Here is a 14,242-nt window from a genome sequence, read left to right as displayed (position 1 = left end):
CGCGCATCGTCCGCGAGGGAGCGTCGCGCGGCCTGTGGACGCGCGGGGCGGCGTCAGGGGTTGGTGACCTCGGAGGCGGTCTCGCCGGCGGTCGCGACCGGTTCCAGCACGCCGTCGTCCCCGACGATGCCGGCGTACCACTGGTAGTCGCGCACGAAGTAGGTGCGCGGGATGGACTGCAGCGTGTAGCCGGCCTGCTCGACGGTCGAGGCCACCACGACGCCGGGGGCCTCGGTCCATTCGAACCACGACGGATCGCGCGTGAGCACCACGGGCGCGGCCTCCCACGACTCCGCCATCGTCGCCAGCTGGTCGGGGTCGAGCGCCCCGAGCGCGAGCACGGTGGGCTCGTCGCACATGACGCGGAGCGAGCCGAAGTGCGAGGAGGTGCCCGCGAGGATGATCGGCCGGTCGGGGGCGACGTCGCACAGCGCGGTGAGCTGGCCGTAGGCCCCGCCCATCTCGCGCACGAACACGGGGGTCGCGGCGGAGATCGGGAGGTCGTCGCCAGGGGAGATGGACACCCACGTGGTGAGCGGCAGGACCACGAACGCGCCCGCGGTGATGCGGTGCGCCCGCAGGCGCCACGCGCTCCGCACGCGGCCCAGCAGCCACCATGCGGCCACCGCGGCCGCGATCGCGAAGCCCGGGAGCGTCGCGGGCTCGAAGCGGCGGAAGGCCCACAGCTGGTCGGGGACCACCTCGGGGTTCCAGAAGTACAGGAGCGAGGTGGGCAGCGTCGCGCCGAGCAGCAGCGCCCACGTGGGGCGCTTCCGGATCATCCACGTGGTCGCGAGGCCGAATCCCAGGATGCCGAGCAGGACGATGGGCCAGGTGAGGTAGTAGCTCACCCACGCGACCGTGTGCTCGGCGTAGGTGCGGGTCGGGTCGATCGTCATGCCCTGCGCGCGCTGGAAGGACTCGACCACGCCGTTGGTGAACTCGTCGACGGAGTTGTCGGTGCCGCGATGGGCGGTCATCCACAGCGGCCGCGAGGCGAGCACCAGGAGGAGCCCCGAGACCGCGATCCCCGCGCCGATCGCCCCGCGCCGGCCCAGCATGTCCCGCGCGCCCGTCGCGACGCCGTCGCCCCCGCCGAGCCAGCTCAGCACCCACAGGGCGAGCGCGAGCGTCAGCACGCCGTAGCCCAGCATGAGCATGACAGCCTGGTCGGCGAGCCTGTCGGCGTAGCCCTCGCTCCAGCGCCACAGGGCGGCGTAGCCGGAGTACAGCACCGCGCCCTGGAGCGCGAGGACGCCGAGCGCCGCGCCGATGCGCCGCGCCCGCGACCCCTCCGACAGCGCGAGGGCGAGCACGGTGGCCGCGAGCAGGCCCGCGGCGAAGGCCGCCCCGTCGATGCGGATGAACGACGTCGCGCCCGCGGTGACGGCGCCGAGCGCGAGCGCGCGCCCGTCGCGCTCCTCGACGCCGCGCCACAGCCACACCGCGGCGGCGAGCACGAGCACGAGCGTGAGCGGCTCGGTGTACGCGGCGCGGGACAGGCCGATGTGCGACACGGACAGCGCGACGGCCTCGGCGGGTGCGAGCGACGCCAGCGGGCCGAGCATGCGCCGCGCCAGCACGTAGACGGCCAGCACGCCGACCGCGCCGACGAGGCAGTTGGCGATGAGGACGCCGCGGTCGCCCGCGATCCAGCCGCCCACCGCGATGAGCGCCGACAGGAGGCGAGCGCCCTGCGGCTGGACCTGGTCGTCGCGCAGGTTCCACGCCTGCGACGCGTCGGCGAGCGCCGAGCGGTCCACGCTCGCCGCCTCGATCGCGCCGGCCGCCGGGATGTCCGAGCTCGGGTGGTCGACCAGCCACAGCCCCGCGAGCGTGAGGAAGCCGGGATCCCGCACCACGATGAGGTACTCGGCGTACAGCACCGCGGCCGCGATGGCCCAGGCGCCCGAGCCGACGACGGCGATGAGGGCGCCTCTGCGCTCCGCCGCGGTGACCCGGACGGGCATGGGGACGATGCGCCACGTGAGGGCGATCCCGACGGCGGCGGTGGGCAGCACGGTCCAGGGGGTATGCATCCCGACGCTCGCCCACAGGCCGGCGGCGAGCGCGAGGACCACGAGCACGAGCAGGATGCGCTCGGGGGCCGCGACGAGGCGCGCCGCGGCGCGATCGTGGCGGAGGTCGGGTGCCGAGGGCGGAGCGGGCAGCGTCACGGCCACCCAGCGTATCGGTGGGCATGGCGGCGGCCTGCGGGCACGACCGCATGGGGTCGTTGCAAAGTCCGGGGGCACGGGTACTGTGTCGTCATGACGCGAATTGTTTTGGTCGAAGATGACCCGACCATTTCAGAACCCTTGACCCGTGCTTTGGGCCGGGAAGGGTACGACGTCGAATGGCACGGTACGGGCCTCGGCGGGGTCGGGGCATCCGATGACGCGGACCTGGTGATCCTTGACCTGGGCCTTCCCGACATCGACGGCGTGGACGTGGCCCGTCGCATCCGCGACAAGGGCCTTCAGGTCCCGATCCTCATGCTCACGGCGCGCGCCGACGAGGTCGACCTGGTGGTCGGCCTCGACGCCGGCGCAGACGACTACGTCACCAAGCCGTTCCGGCTCGCCGAGCTGCTCGCCCGCGTGCGCGCGCTGCTGCGCCGCCGCACAGGATCTGAGGCGGGCGGGGACATCGAGGCCGGGGGCGTCCGCATCGACGTCGCCGGCCACCGTGCGTACCTCGACGGCACGGAGCTGCAGCTCAGCGGCAAGGAGTTCGACCTGCTGCAGGTGCTCGTCTCCAACGCGGGCTCCGTGGTGTCGCGCGACTCGCTCATGCGCGAGGTGTGGTCGGCGGACCCGGGTGCGCCGTCGAAGACCCTCGACATGCACGTGTCGTGGCTGCGCCGCAAGCTCGGCGACGACGCCTCGCACCCGCACTTCATCACGACGGTGCGCGGGATGGGCTTCCGCTTCGAGACCGGCGACTGAGGGGACCCGTGCGCCGGCGCGTCCTCGCCGCGACGTTCTCCGCCCTGGCGGTCGCGGTCGTCATGCTGGGCATCCCGCTCGCGGTCGCCGCGGCGCAGATCATGCGCGACGACGCGGTGCGCAGCCTCGAGCAGCGCGCCACCACCGCGGCCAAGGCGCTCGAGCTGCGCTACCAGTCCGGTGAGGCGATCTCCGAGGGCAACGTCGCGTCCTACGTCTCGAACAGCCCCGGGGCGCCCGAGTACATGCGGGTGGTCCTGCCGGACGGCACCCAGCTGTCCGCGGGGGAGGAGCCCTCGCCCGCGTACACCGCGAACTACGTGACCGACTCGGGCGTGATCGTCTACGTCTACATCTCGTGGTGGGACGTCTTCTGGCAGGCCGCGCGCATCGTGGGCCTGGTGCTCGCGAGCGGCACGGTCGCGATCGTGGCCGGTGCCGCGATGGCGATCTGGCAGGCGAACCGGCTGTCCGCGCCGCTCGTGTACCTCGCCGCGTCCGCCGAGCAGATCGGCTCCGGGCAGGTCCGTCCCCGCCTCGAGAGCACGGGCATCGAGGAGATCGACCTGGTGGCGGAGGAGCTCGCGCGATCGTCGGACCGCATGGCCGCGCGGCTCGCGACCGAGCGTCAGTTCGCCGCCGACGCCTCGCACCAGCTCCGCACGCCCCTCACGGCGCTCAGCATGCGCCTCGAGGAGATCAGCGTGCTCACGGACCAGGACGAGGTCCGCGAGGAGGCGGAGCGGTCGCTCGAGCAGGTCGAGCGGCTCGTCGGCGTGGTGGACGAGCTCCTGGGGCGCTCTCGGCGCGCGCTCGGGTCGGGCACCGAGCTGGTGCAGCTCGACGAGGTGTTCGACCAGCAGCGTCAGGAGTGGGTCGCCGCCTTCGAGCAGGCCGGGCGCCGCCTGGTCATCATGCCCACCGAGTCGACGGTCTTCGCGACCCCCGGCGGGCTCGCCCAGGTGCTCGCGACGCTCATCGAGAACTCGCTCAAGCACGGCGGCGGCACCACGCGCGTCGCGGCCCGCGAGTCCGGGCAGAACCATGCCGTGGTGATCGAGGTCACCGACCAGGGCGCGGGCGTGCCGGAGGAGCTGGGCTCGCGCATCTTCGAGCGCGAGGTGACGTCGGGGCGCGGCACGGGTCTGGGCCTCGCCCTCGCGCGCGACCTCGTCACGGCGGACGGCGGCCGCCTCGAGCTCGCGCAGCGCGTTCCTGCGACGTTCGCGGTCTTCCTCCAGGGCGTGCCGCGCATGGTCGGCATCGACCAGATCGTGCCGCACGCGCGTCAGCCGCGCCGCCGGCGCCGCTGACTCAGGGCTCGTCGGGCGCCGCGTGCGCCTCCGATGCCGTGGACGGGCCAGGGGCGGGCGCATCGTCCGACGGCGGGTCGAACACGAACAGCGCGTAGCCCGCGTAGCGGGTCACCGTGCCGAGCCCGATGCCCACGAGCGACGCGATGTTGTCGGCGAGCGCGGAGGTGAAGCCCCACCAGTGGTGGCTCACCGCGAGCGTGCCGGCCTCGACCAGGAGCGCCCCGCCGTTGACGAGCGTGAAGAGCACGGCCTCGCGCATCGGCCGATGCCGGCGCCGTCCGCGGTACGTCCACTCGCGGTGCGCGACCCACGCGAAGGCGATCGACGTGAGCGTCGCGATGATCTTGGCGGTGACCACGCGGTCGTCGGAGCCCGCCACCTCGGCGTCCGGCGCGAGCGGACCCAGGCGCAGCAGGTTGAAGACGCCGAGGTTCACCACGACGCCCGCGAGGCCCACGATGCCGAAGCGCGTGAGCTCGCCGGCGCGGCGCCGGAGCCACGCGAGGAGAGCGGTCATGGGGGATGAGCCTAGCCCCGGTAGTTTTGTCCCATGATCCCGATCGTCGCCGTCGTCGGTGGTGGCCAGCTCGCCCGCATGATGGCGGCTCCTGCCACCGCGCTGGGCCTGACGCTGCGTGTGCTCGTCGAGTCGCACGAGGCCGCCGCCGCCCTCCCCGCCCACGAGACCGTGGTGGGCCTTCCCACCGACCCCGACGCGATCGCGCGGCTGCTCGCGCACCCGCGCCCCGCGGCCCTCACGTGGGAGCACGAGCACATCCCGGCCGAGGTCTTCGACGCCGCGGAGGCTGCCGGGGTGCCCGCGCGGCCCGGGCTCCACGCGCTGCTCTACGCGCAGGACAAGATCGAGATGCGCACGCGCATGGATGCGCTCGGGCTGCCCAACCCGGCCTGGGCGCACGTCGAGACCGAGGCGGATGTCGAGGACTTCCTCGCGCGTCACGGCGGCCACGGCGTGCTCAAGACCGCGCGCGGCGGGTACGACGGCAAGGGCGTGCGCGTCATCACGTCGCCCGCGCAGGCCGACGACTGGCTGCGTGCGGCCGCCGATGGCGGGCCGCGCGTCCTCATCGAGGAGAAGGTGCCCTTCGAGCGCGAGCTCGCGGTGCTCATCGCGCGGCGGCCGTCCGGCGAGTCGCGCGCGTGGCCCACGGTCGAGTCGATCCAGCGCGGCGGGGTCTGCTCCGAGGTGATCGCGCCTGCGCCGGAGCTGTCCGCACGGCTCTCGGAGGAGGCCGCGGAGATCGGCAGGACGGTCGCCGAGGGGCTCGACGTCACCGGCGTCCTGGCGGTCGAGATGTTCCTCGCGGGAGACCGGCTGCTGGTCAACGAGCTCGCGATGCGCCCTCACAACTCGGGTCACTGGACGATTGACGGCGCGGTCACGAGCCAGTTCGAGCAGCACCTGCGCGCCGTCATGGACCTGCCGCTCGGGGCGACCGAGCCCACGGCGCCGTGGACCGTCATGGCGAACGTGCTGGGCGGCTCGCGCACGCGCCTCACCGACGCGCTCGCGGACGTGGACGATGCGGGCGCCAGGATCCAGCTCTACGGCAAGGGCGTGCGCACTGGCCGCAAGGTGGGGCATGTCAACGTGTCGGCGGCGACGCGCGACGAGGCGTACGGACGGGCGGTCGCAGCGGCCGCCATCGTGAGGGATGGGGTGGACGCATGAGCATCCGTGTCGGGATCGTGATGGGGTCGGACTCCGACTGGCCGACCATGAAGGCCGCAGGGGAGGCTCTCGACGAGTTCGGGATCTCCTACGAGAAGGACGTGGTGTCCGCGCACCGCATGCCCGAGCAGATGATCGCGTACGGCCGCGAGGCCGAGTCGCGCGGCCTGCAGGTGATCATCGCCGGTGCCGGCGGCGCGGCGCACCTCCCGGGGATGCTCGCCTCCGTCACCACGCTGCCGGTGATCGGCGTGCCCGTCCCGCTCAAGCACCTCGACGGCATGGACTCGCTGCTGAGCATCGTGCAGATGCCCGCAGGCGTGCCCGTCGCGACCGTGTCGATCGGCGGTGCGCGCAACGCGGGCCTTCTCGCGGCCCGCATCCTCGGCGCCGGCGAGGGCGAAGAGGCTGCGCGGCTCCGCGAGCGGATGCGCGCGTTCCAGGAGGAGCTGCGCGAGCTCGCGTACGCGAAGGGCGAGGCGCTCCGCCAGGCCTGACCCGCATCGTCCCTGCGGCTCCGCCACACGGATCTGCGGCTCCGCCACACGCCTGGCGGCGTGTCGCAGCCTCAGCTGCCCTTCTCCGCCGCGATCCGGGCTCCGTGTGTGGCGGAGCCGCGGTGGCGGAGAAGGGGTCAGTCGATGACGCAGTCCGCGAGGATGTCGTCCTCGGTCTCGCGCAGCGGCGTGGGGCTCGCGGTGGGCTCGGAGCTGTCGCTCGGCTCGGCGCTGGGCTCCTCGGAGGCGGTCGCGTCGGGCGTCGCGGAGGTGGTGGGCTCCTCGGGTGTCGCGGTCTCCTCGGGCTCGGGCTCGAGGAGGTCCTTGACCGACTCGTCCGCCTTGAGCGCGGAGAAGACCTCCTGCGCGTCCGGCTGCGACCAGAGGACGTCGCCGCTGCCGTCGCCCGCGTACTGCCACGGCACCGTCGCCATGTAGAGGTTCGAGGTGTCGAAGTTGCGCAGGCTCCACGCGAGGCCCACGAGGTAGTGGCCGTCGCCCAGCTCCGGGTCCATGGTGAGCGAGCGCGCGAGCGCGTTGACGAACTTGGTGCCCTTGGTGACGTCCGTGAGGACGTTCAGCCCCAGCACCTTGCGCGCCATGTTGGTGAGCAGCTCCTGCTGGCGCTCGATGCGCATGAGGTCGGTGCCGTCGCCCAGGCCGGTGCCGGTGCGGGCACGCGCCCATGCGAGCGCCTCCGTGCCGTCGAGCACCTGCGCGCCAGCCTCGAGGTCCAGGTGGGCCTTCGAGGAGTAGACGTCCTGCGTGATGCACATCGGGACGCCGTCGATCGCGTCGACCATGTCGACGAAGCCGGAGAAGTCGACCACGGCGTAGTGGTCGACCATGAGGCCGGTGAGGTCGTAGATCGTGGTCATCACGCACGCCGCGGCCTCGGCCACGTTGCCCTGCGAACCGCCGTTGGCGAAGGCGATGTTGAACTTGCCGGTCCAGCCGCGGACGGTGCTGCCGTCGAGCATCTGGCAGTCGGAGATCGCGACGCGCGAGTCGCGGGGGATCGAGACGAGCTCGACGCGCGACCGGTCCGCGGAGATGTGGGCGATCATCGTCGTGTCGTTGCGCATGCCGCCGACCTCGCCCTTGCCCAGCTCCTGGTTGTCGTCGCCCAGGCGGGTGTCGGATCCCAGGAGCAGGATGTTGATGGCGTTGCCCGCGTTGGGGTCGTCGAGACCCTCCTCGGCCTCGGCGGAGGGCGTGACCTCCGGCAGCAGCGCGCTCACGTCGACGAGCGTGAAGCCGTCGGTCGCACGGTCGAGGCTGGCCTCGTAGAACACCCACACGAAGCTCGTGGTCGCGGCGATCACGCCCAGCAGCGCGGCGAACACGCGGTGGCTGGGCACGCGGGTCGCGTGGCGGACGCGCGCGCGGCGGCGGCGGTCCGAGACCTCGACGGTCATTCATGCTCCTGAGCTCGGCGTGCGTGCACGCGATGTCGATACTGCTGGCGACACAACGCGCCGCGGCTCACCGAGGTTCCGCGGACCCGACTATCGGCACTGCTCGAGCAGGTCCTCGGTCGTGGCGGCGGAAGGGGAGACGCTGGACTTCGACGAGGACGAGGGGGTCGCGGAGGAGGTGGACTCCTCCTTCTTTCCGTCATCCCAGGCGGAGCTCGCGTCACCCTCAGCGGTCACCGAGATCGGTTGGTCGTTCCGAATATCGTCCCACACCTGTGCGGCCTCCGGGAGAAGCTCCACGTTGAGGCGGTCCTCGGTGTACTGCCACGGGGGCGTGACGAACACGATGTCGTCCAGGCTCAGGTCCCGGAGGCTGTACACGAGGCCCACCAGATACGAGGTCGAGGCCATCGACTCGTCCATCGTCATCGACTCCGCGGCCGCCCGCAGGAAGCGCGTGACCTCGTCGGTGTCGGTGAGGAGGTTCTTGGACAGCACGGTCGCGGCGACCTGCTCGAGCAGCTGCTGCTGCCGCGTGATGCGCTGGAGATCGGAGCCGGACACGCCTCCCTCCTCCGCGGTGCGCAGGCGCGCGTACGCGAGGGCGGTCTCGCCGTCGAAGACCTGGGGTCCGGCCTCGAGCTCGAGGTGGGCCTTCTCCGACACGATCGGCTCGGTGATGCACATCGGCACGCCGCCCAGGGCGTCGACCATGCTGATGAAGCCCTCGAAGTCCACCACCACGTAGTGGTCCATGTAGATGCCGGTGAGCTGCTCGACGGTCTTGATGGTGCAGGCCGCCGCCTCGGCGGGATCGCCGCGCAGGCCGCCGTTGGAGAACGCGATGTTGAAGTCGCCCGACGTCGCGGGGATGGTCGAGCCGTCCTTGTAGGTGCACTCGGGGATCTCGACCTGCAGGTCGCGGGGGATCGACACGGCCTCGACACGCGAGCGGTCCGCGGCGATGTGCACGATCATCGTGGTGTCGTTGCGCATCCCGGACACGTCTCCGCCGCCCACCTCGGCGTTGTCGCCCGTGCGGGTGTCCGAGCCCATCACGAGGATGTTGAGCGCGTCGCCCTCGTCCTGGTCGGTGGGCCGGTCGGGCCGCTCGCCCACCAGCGAGTCCACGTTCTCGGAGTTGGCGGCGAGCGTCGAGTCGAGCTGGTCGACCACGGTGCTGCCGTACACGAGGACGTAGCCCAGCAGCGCCACGAGCGCGAGCGTCGCATAGCGGCCGACGCGGCGCGCGATGCTCGCGCGCGCATGTCGAGGCTGCGCCGCCTCGGGCTCGCTCATGGATCTCCCTCGCTCAGGCTCCTGCCGCATTGTAGGCACGGCGGATCGGCCCGACGCGGCGCGGGAGAGGCACGCCGGCGGGCGTGTGTCAGGGAGGACGATGCGCCGCGCCCGGGTGCGTGTGCACCGCTTTGTCCGACTCGCCCGGGTGCGTGCGCGCCGGGGCGCTCGAATAGTTGGTGTGAAATGGATCATCCGACTTGACTGGGGATGATTACACGGCTGTAATTTCCTGAGACGGGTGGAGGGCCCGTCGCGATCGGGAGGTGGGACCGTGTGGGATATCTACGGCGGCTCCGTGCCCTCCGACGCGGGAAAGCCGGCATCGACGCTGGCGTCCGTGGTCGACATCTTCGGCGAGACCGAGGATGACGGCCCTCTGGCGTGGCAGGAGCGCGCGCTGTGCGCCCAGACCGACCCCGAGGCGTTCTTCCCCGAGAAGGGTGGCTCCACGCGTGAGGCGAAGAAGGTGTGTGCGTCCTGCGACGTCCGCTCCGAGTGCCTCGACTACGCGTTGGCCAACGATGAGCGGTTCGGGATCTGGGGTGGGCTCTCGGAGCGTGAGCGCCGCAAGCTCAAGCGGCGCGCGGTCTAGCCGGATTTTCCGCGTGGGAGTGCGATGAGTCCTGCGCGCCTGCTGGTGCGCGCGATCGTCGTCTCCGACGGTCGTTCGACGCACCTGCCCGAGGTCCTCGCCGCCGTCGCGGCGCAGTCCTTGCGTCCCGACATCCTCCACGTGGTGCTCGGCGAGGGCGTCGAGCGACCCGAGGTCCCCGAGGGCCTCGCCGTCGACTGGGTCGACGCGGGCCGTACGTACTCGCGAAGCGTGTCGCGCGTGCTGGCGGCGCATCCCGCTCACCCGCACGAGTACCTGTGGCTCCTGCACGACGACACGGCGGCCCTGCCCGAGGCGCTCGGCCAGCTGGTGGCCACGGCGAAGAAGCGCACGGCCGCGGCGGTGGTCGCGCCCGCGCATGTGCGCTGGGACGATGCCTCGCGGCTCGTGAACCTGGGCGTCACCACCACGCGGGTGGGTGCCCGGAGGGTCGACCTGGTCGAGCAGGACGACATCAACCAGGGACAGTACGACGAGCGCGACGACGTGCTTGCGGCCTCGCTCGCGGCCGCGCTCGTCCGCCGCGACGTGTGGGAGGCGTTCGGCGGCCTGGAGCAGGCCTACCGCGGCTACGGCGACAGCCTGCATTTCTGCCGCCGCGCGTGGCGCGCCGGTCACGATGTGGTGATCGTGCCCGCGGCGAAGGTGCGCCACGCGCAGGACGGGCTCATGGGCGTGCGCTCGGGATCCGCGCGCGGCGAGGACTCGACCTACGGGCTCCGCCGCACCGGCGAGTGGGTGCACTCGCTCGCGTGGTCGCCCGTGCTCGTGATGCCGCTCCTGGTGCTGTGGTCGTTCCTGTCCGCCGCGACCCGCGCCGTGCTGCGCATCGCTCAGAACGAGTCCCGCATGGTCGGCGCCGACCTCGCGGTGCCGTGGCGGCTGCTCGCGCGCGTGCCACAGGTGCCCGCGATGCGGCTGCGCATCAGGCGCGGCTCGACGCGCTCCGCCGCCGCCGTCGCACCGTTCCTCGTAGGCACCAGGGCCGTGGTGTCGCACATCCGCTCGCGCGAGCTCCACGCGTACGACCGGTGGCGCGCGCAGTCCGCTCCGTCGGACATGGTGCGCCAGGAGCTCGAGCGCGCCGCGGTGCGCAGGCGCGCCGGCCTCGCGATCGTCACGATGCTCGCCGTCGCCGCCTCGGTGGCGCTCCATGGCACGTGGCTCACCGCGCTCTCCTCGGGCCGCATGCTCGCGGGCGAGGCGCTCGGCGTCACGGACACCTCGGTGGCCGCCCTGTGGGAGCGCACGTGGTCGGGGTGGAGCGCGGACGGCTTCGGGCTTCCCGCGCTCGACGGAGCGTTCAGCGCGCTGCTCCTGCCGCTTGCGGCCCTCCCGGGAGGTCTTCGCGTGTGGCTGGGGCTCCTGCTCGCGCTCGGCGTCGCGCTCGCGGCCGTCTCCGCATGGTTCGCGCTCGGCGCGGCGACCCGCTCGGTATGGGCCCGCGGGCTCGGCGCGCTCGCGTACGCGCTCTGGCCCCTTCATCTTCAGGCCGTCGCCGACGGCCGCGTGGGTGCGGTCATCGCGCATGTGATGCTGCCGTGGTTCGCGATGGGTGTCGCGCGCGCCGCCGGCTGGCATCGCGGAGAGGCGATCGGAGGCGGCGAGGAGTTCCCCTCGACGCGCACCCCGTCGCCCAGCGCGGCGATGGGAGCGGCGTTCTCGCTCGCGGTCGTGGTGGTCGCCGCGCCCGTGCTGCTCGTGCCGCTCGTGGTCGTGGTGATCGTCGCGGGCGCCTTCGCGGGCCGTGCGCGGTGGCGCGTGTGGTCGGCCGCGGTGCCGGCGCTCATCGTCTCCGGTCCGGCGCTCGTCGCGGCGTGGTCCGCGGGGCCGTTCACGCGCGACGCGTGGGCGATCCTGGCGCGAGAGAACGGACCCGCGCTCGCCAGCACGGCGGTCGAGCCCTGGCGTCTCGTGCTGGGCCTCACCGCCCACTCGCAGGGGGCCCCCGGGCTGCCGGGCATCCCCGGCACCGTCGTCGTCGGCGCGGTCGGGCTGGGCGTGGTGCTCGCCGCGGCCATCGCCGTCGCGTCCGGGCGCGCGCCGTGGGCCGCCGCGAGCGGTCTCGCGATCGCCGGGCTCGGGGTCGTGACCGCCGTCGCCGGGCAGGCGACCGTGGTGGTGCACGATGCGGGCACGGGCGAGGCCCCTGCGAACGGCTTCGCGGGACCGGGCTCGACGCTCATCGCCGCGGGGCTCATCGGCGCCGCGGCCGCCGCATCGTCCCGGCTGTGGATCGCCGTGGAGGGGCGCGGCCGCGCCGCGGTGCGGACCGCGGCGTCCGTCTCCGTGGTCGCGATGGCGGGCGTCCTGGTCGCGAGCGTGGTGGTCGAGGCCTGGCCGGGACGTGCCGAGCGTGGCGACGTCCACGCGGTGTCGACCGCGGTGCTGCCGCTCGTCGCGGCGCTCGAGCAGGACCTCGGCACGCGCCAGCGCGTGCTCCTGCTCGCCGACACGGAGACGGGCGTCGACTACTCGGTGCTCGAGTCGGACGGCACCACCACGGTGACCGGCCGCGCGCAGACCGACGCCGCGGGCGCGCCCGTCGCGCGTCCTGGGACGTCGCCCACGACCCCCGCGGTGCTCGCCGACACCGTCGCGGTGCTGGCCGGGGCGGGCGCGGACGCGACGCCCGTGCTCGCCGACTGGGGCATCGGCGTGATCGTGGCCGCGCCCGGGTCGCCCATGATCGCGAGCTCGCTCAGCCAGATCCCGGAGCTCAGCCTCATCGGCGCGAGCGATGTGGGGACCTCGTATCGCGTCTCACGCCCGGACGCGGACGAGCCGGTCTCGCGGGCGTGGCTCGAGGCCCCGACCGGGATCGTGACCGCGGACTCCGACTCCTGGTCCGGCGCGGTCGACGCCGGCAGGGGCGACGCGGGCACGCTCGTGATCGCTGCGGCCGCCGACCCCTCGTGGACCGCGACCGCGGACGGCGCCGCGCTCGATGCGGTCGAGGACGAGCAGGGTCGCGCCGCGTTCGCCGTGCCCGCCGGGGTGCGCGAGGTGACCTACGGGTACGAGGACACGGACTACCGCTGGTGGTGGTGGGCCTCGGTGGTCGCGACCGCGTGGGCGCTCGTGGGCATGGTCCCGCTGCACGACCGACGGTTCCAGGCGGTGCGACGATGATCCGGCGGCTGGTGGTGCTGCTCGCGGCGGGTGCCGCGATCGTGGCGGTCGTGGTGTCCGGCCGCATCGTCGCGGACGAGCCCGCCGAGCGCGCGACGACCGTCGCGGAGGTGATCCCCGCGGTGCAGCCGCTCGCGTGCCCCGGGCCGGTGGAGATCCCCGTGGGCGACATCGACTCCGGCGACCCCGACCTGGGCTCGGGCTCGGGTGAGCGGACCTACGACGTCGAGGGCGAGGGCGCCGATCCCGTGGGCGTCGGTTTCCTCTCCGAGGGCGACGTCGCGGCGTCGCTCGAGCGCATCGGGACGGGTGACGTCGCGGGCATCGCCGCCGCGGCGTGCGTCGCGCCCGTGCGCGACCAGTGGCTCGTGGGCGGATCGACCGCGCTCGGCGCGAGCGCGCGACTGGTGCTCACCAACCCCTCCGACGCGTCCACCGAGGCCACCGTGACGCTCTACGGCGGTCTCGGCGAGATCGAGGAGCACGCGGTCGTCTCGATCGCCCCGGGTGCGCAGCAGGACCTGCTGCTCGAGGGGATCGCGGCGGAGGTGCCGGCGCTCGCGGTCCACGTGGTCGCCACCGGTGCCGGGATCGTCGCGCACCTCCAGGACTCGCGACTCGACGGCTTCCAGGCTGCCGGCACCGACTGGGTGACGCGGGGCGCGCAGCCCGGCACCTCGCTCGTGGTGCCCGGCGTGGGCGTGTCTGGCGAGGCGACGGCCACGCTGCGGCTCCTCGCGCCCGAGGGCGCGGACGTCGCGCTCACGCTCGCGGGCGAGGACGGTGCCGCCGAGTGGGGCGGCGTCTCGGCGCTCGAGCTCGAGCCGGGCGTGGTCACCGAGGTCGAGGTGCCTGCGGTCGCGTCGGGCGCCATCGAGATCGAGGCCGATGCGCCGGTGGTCGCGGGTGCGCTCGTGACCGTGCCGCGTGAGGTGGTGGACGGTCCGGACGACGCGCTCGCGGCCGACCTCGCGTGGACACCGGCTCAGCCCGCAGATGACGGCGCGGCGCGGTCGGTCATGATCGCGGAGCATGTGACCGCGCTCGCGGTGCACGCCTCCGCCTCCGGCGAGGTCGCCTTCACGGATGCGACGGGCGCCGTGGTGGCCTCCGCGTCGATGACCGCGGGGTCCAGCCGCCTCATCGAGGTGGACCTCCCCGCGGGCACCGTGGTGACAGGGCCGGCCGGCGCGGCCTGGATCGCGATCGCGACCGACGAGCCGGGATTCATCGGCACCCTGGTACCGCGACGCACGGACGTCGAGTCGACGCAGGTGGCCGTGAGCCAGCGAGGGTACGTGCGCGACGAGTCCTGATCGGGGC

General features: G+C 73.3%; 11 protein-coding genes. 7 read left to right on the top strand and 4 right to left on the bottom strand.

Annotated elements, in window-relative coordinates:
• Positions 1-53 precede the first annotated feature (53 nt).
• Entirely contained in the window at positions 54-2,177 is a 2,124-nt protein-coding gene (locus tag AOM06_RS03490) for a glycosyltransferase family protein (protein WP_156163560.1), read from the bottom strand.
• Between the two features lie 93 nt (positions 2,178-2,270).
• Here AOM06_RS03490 and AOM06_RS03485 point away from each other — a divergent pair, with 93 nt between their 5' ends.
• On the top strand, positions 2,271-2,948 hold the full coding sequence (locus tag AOM06_RS03485; RefSeq protein ID WP_062302819.1) for a response regulator transcription factor: 678 nt from the start codon (positions 2,271-2,273) through the stop codon (positions 2,946-2,948).
• An 8-nt stretch (positions 2,949-2,956) separates the two neighbouring features.
• Entirely contained in the window at positions 2,957-4,261 is a 1,305-nt protein-coding gene (locus AOM06_RS03480; RefSeq protein ID WP_062302816.1) for an ATP-binding protein, read from the top strand.
• Position 4,262: 1 nt separating this feature from the next.
• Here the strand turns inward: AOM06_RS03480 and AOM06_RS03475 are convergent, their stop codons facing one another.
• Positions 4,263-4,781, bottom strand: coding sequence for a GtrA family protein (locus AOM06_RS03475; RefSeq protein WP_062302811.1), 519 nt, complete (start codon positions 4,779-4,781; stop codon positions 4,263-4,265).
• 33 nt (positions 4,782-4,814) lie between these two features.
• On the opposite strand from AOM06_RS03475, the gene AOM06_RS03470 reads away from it, so the two are divergent.
• Together AOM06_RS03470 and purE are read left to right on the top strand one after the other, a co-directional pair.
• The gene (locus AOM06_RS03470; RefSeq protein ID WP_062302808.1) at positions 4,815-5,957 is read left to right on the top strand and encodes a 5-(carboxyamino)imidazole ribonucleotide synthase; all 1,143 of its coding nucleotides are present in this window, start codon (positions 4,815-4,817) and stop codon (positions 5,955-5,957) included.
• Complete coding sequence (gene purE / locus AOM06_RS03465) at positions 5,954-6,454, top strand: 5-(carboxyamino)imidazole ribonucleotide mutase (protein WP_062302805.1); 501 nt, start codon at positions 5,954-5,956, stop codon at positions 6,452-6,454. The genes AOM06_RS03470 and purE overlap by 4 nt, the downstream gene beginning before the upstream one ends.
• A 137-nt stretch (positions 6,455-6,591) precedes the next feature.
• On the opposite strand, the gene AOM06_RS03460 is transcribed toward purE, so the two are convergent.
• Together AOM06_RS03460 and AOM06_RS03455 are read right to left on the bottom strand one after the other, a co-directional pair.
• Positions 6,592-7,872, bottom strand: a complete 1,281-nt coding sequence (locus AOM06_RS03460; protein WP_062302801.1) for an LCP family protein — start codon at positions 7,870-7,872, stop codon at positions 6,592-6,594.
• A 90-nt stretch (positions 7,873-7,962) separates the two neighbouring features.
• Positions 7,963-9,171 (bottom strand): LCP family protein, encoded by a 1,209-nt coding sequence (locus tag AOM06_RS03455; protein WP_062302798.1) that lies wholly within the window; start codon positions 9,169-9,171, stop codon positions 7,963-7,965.
• A 331-nt stretch (positions 9,172-9,502) separates the two neighbouring features.
• Here AOM06_RS03455 and AOM06_RS03450 point away from each other — a divergent pair, with 331 nt between their 5' ends.
• Genes AOM06_RS03450 through AOM06_RS03440 form a run of 3 tightly spaced genes read left to right on the top strand, consistent with a single transcriptional unit; the run spans position 9,503 to position 14,235 of the window.
• On the top strand, positions 9,503-9,766 hold the full coding sequence (locus AOM06_RS03450; RefSeq protein WP_439644714.1) for a WhiB family transcriptional regulator: 264 nt from the start codon (positions 9,503-9,505) through the stop codon (positions 9,764-9,766).
• A 24-nt stretch (positions 9,767-9,790) separates the two neighbouring features.
• Positions 9,791-12,919 (top strand): glycosyltransferase, encoded by a 3,129-nt coding sequence (locus tag AOM06_RS03445; protein ID WP_082105266.1) that lies wholly within the window; start codon positions 9,791-9,793, stop codon positions 12,917-12,919.
• Complete coding sequence (locus AOM06_RS03440) at positions 12,916-14,235, top strand: DUF5719 family protein (RefSeq protein WP_062302791.1); 1,320 nt, start codon at positions 12,916-12,918, stop codon at positions 14,233-14,235. The genes AOM06_RS03445 and AOM06_RS03440 overlap by 4 nt, the downstream gene beginning before the upstream one ends.
• Positions 14,236-14,242: the final 7 nt, after the last annotated feature.

Source organism: Demequina subtropica (assembly GCF_000971235.1).
Classification (GTDB): domain Bacteria; phylum Actinomycetota; class Actinomycetes; order Actinomycetales; family Demequinaceae; genus Demequina; species Demequina subtropica.
The sequence above is the reverse complement of the archived record's forward strand: the minus strand, read 5'-3'. Positions and strand labels throughout refer to the sequence as shown.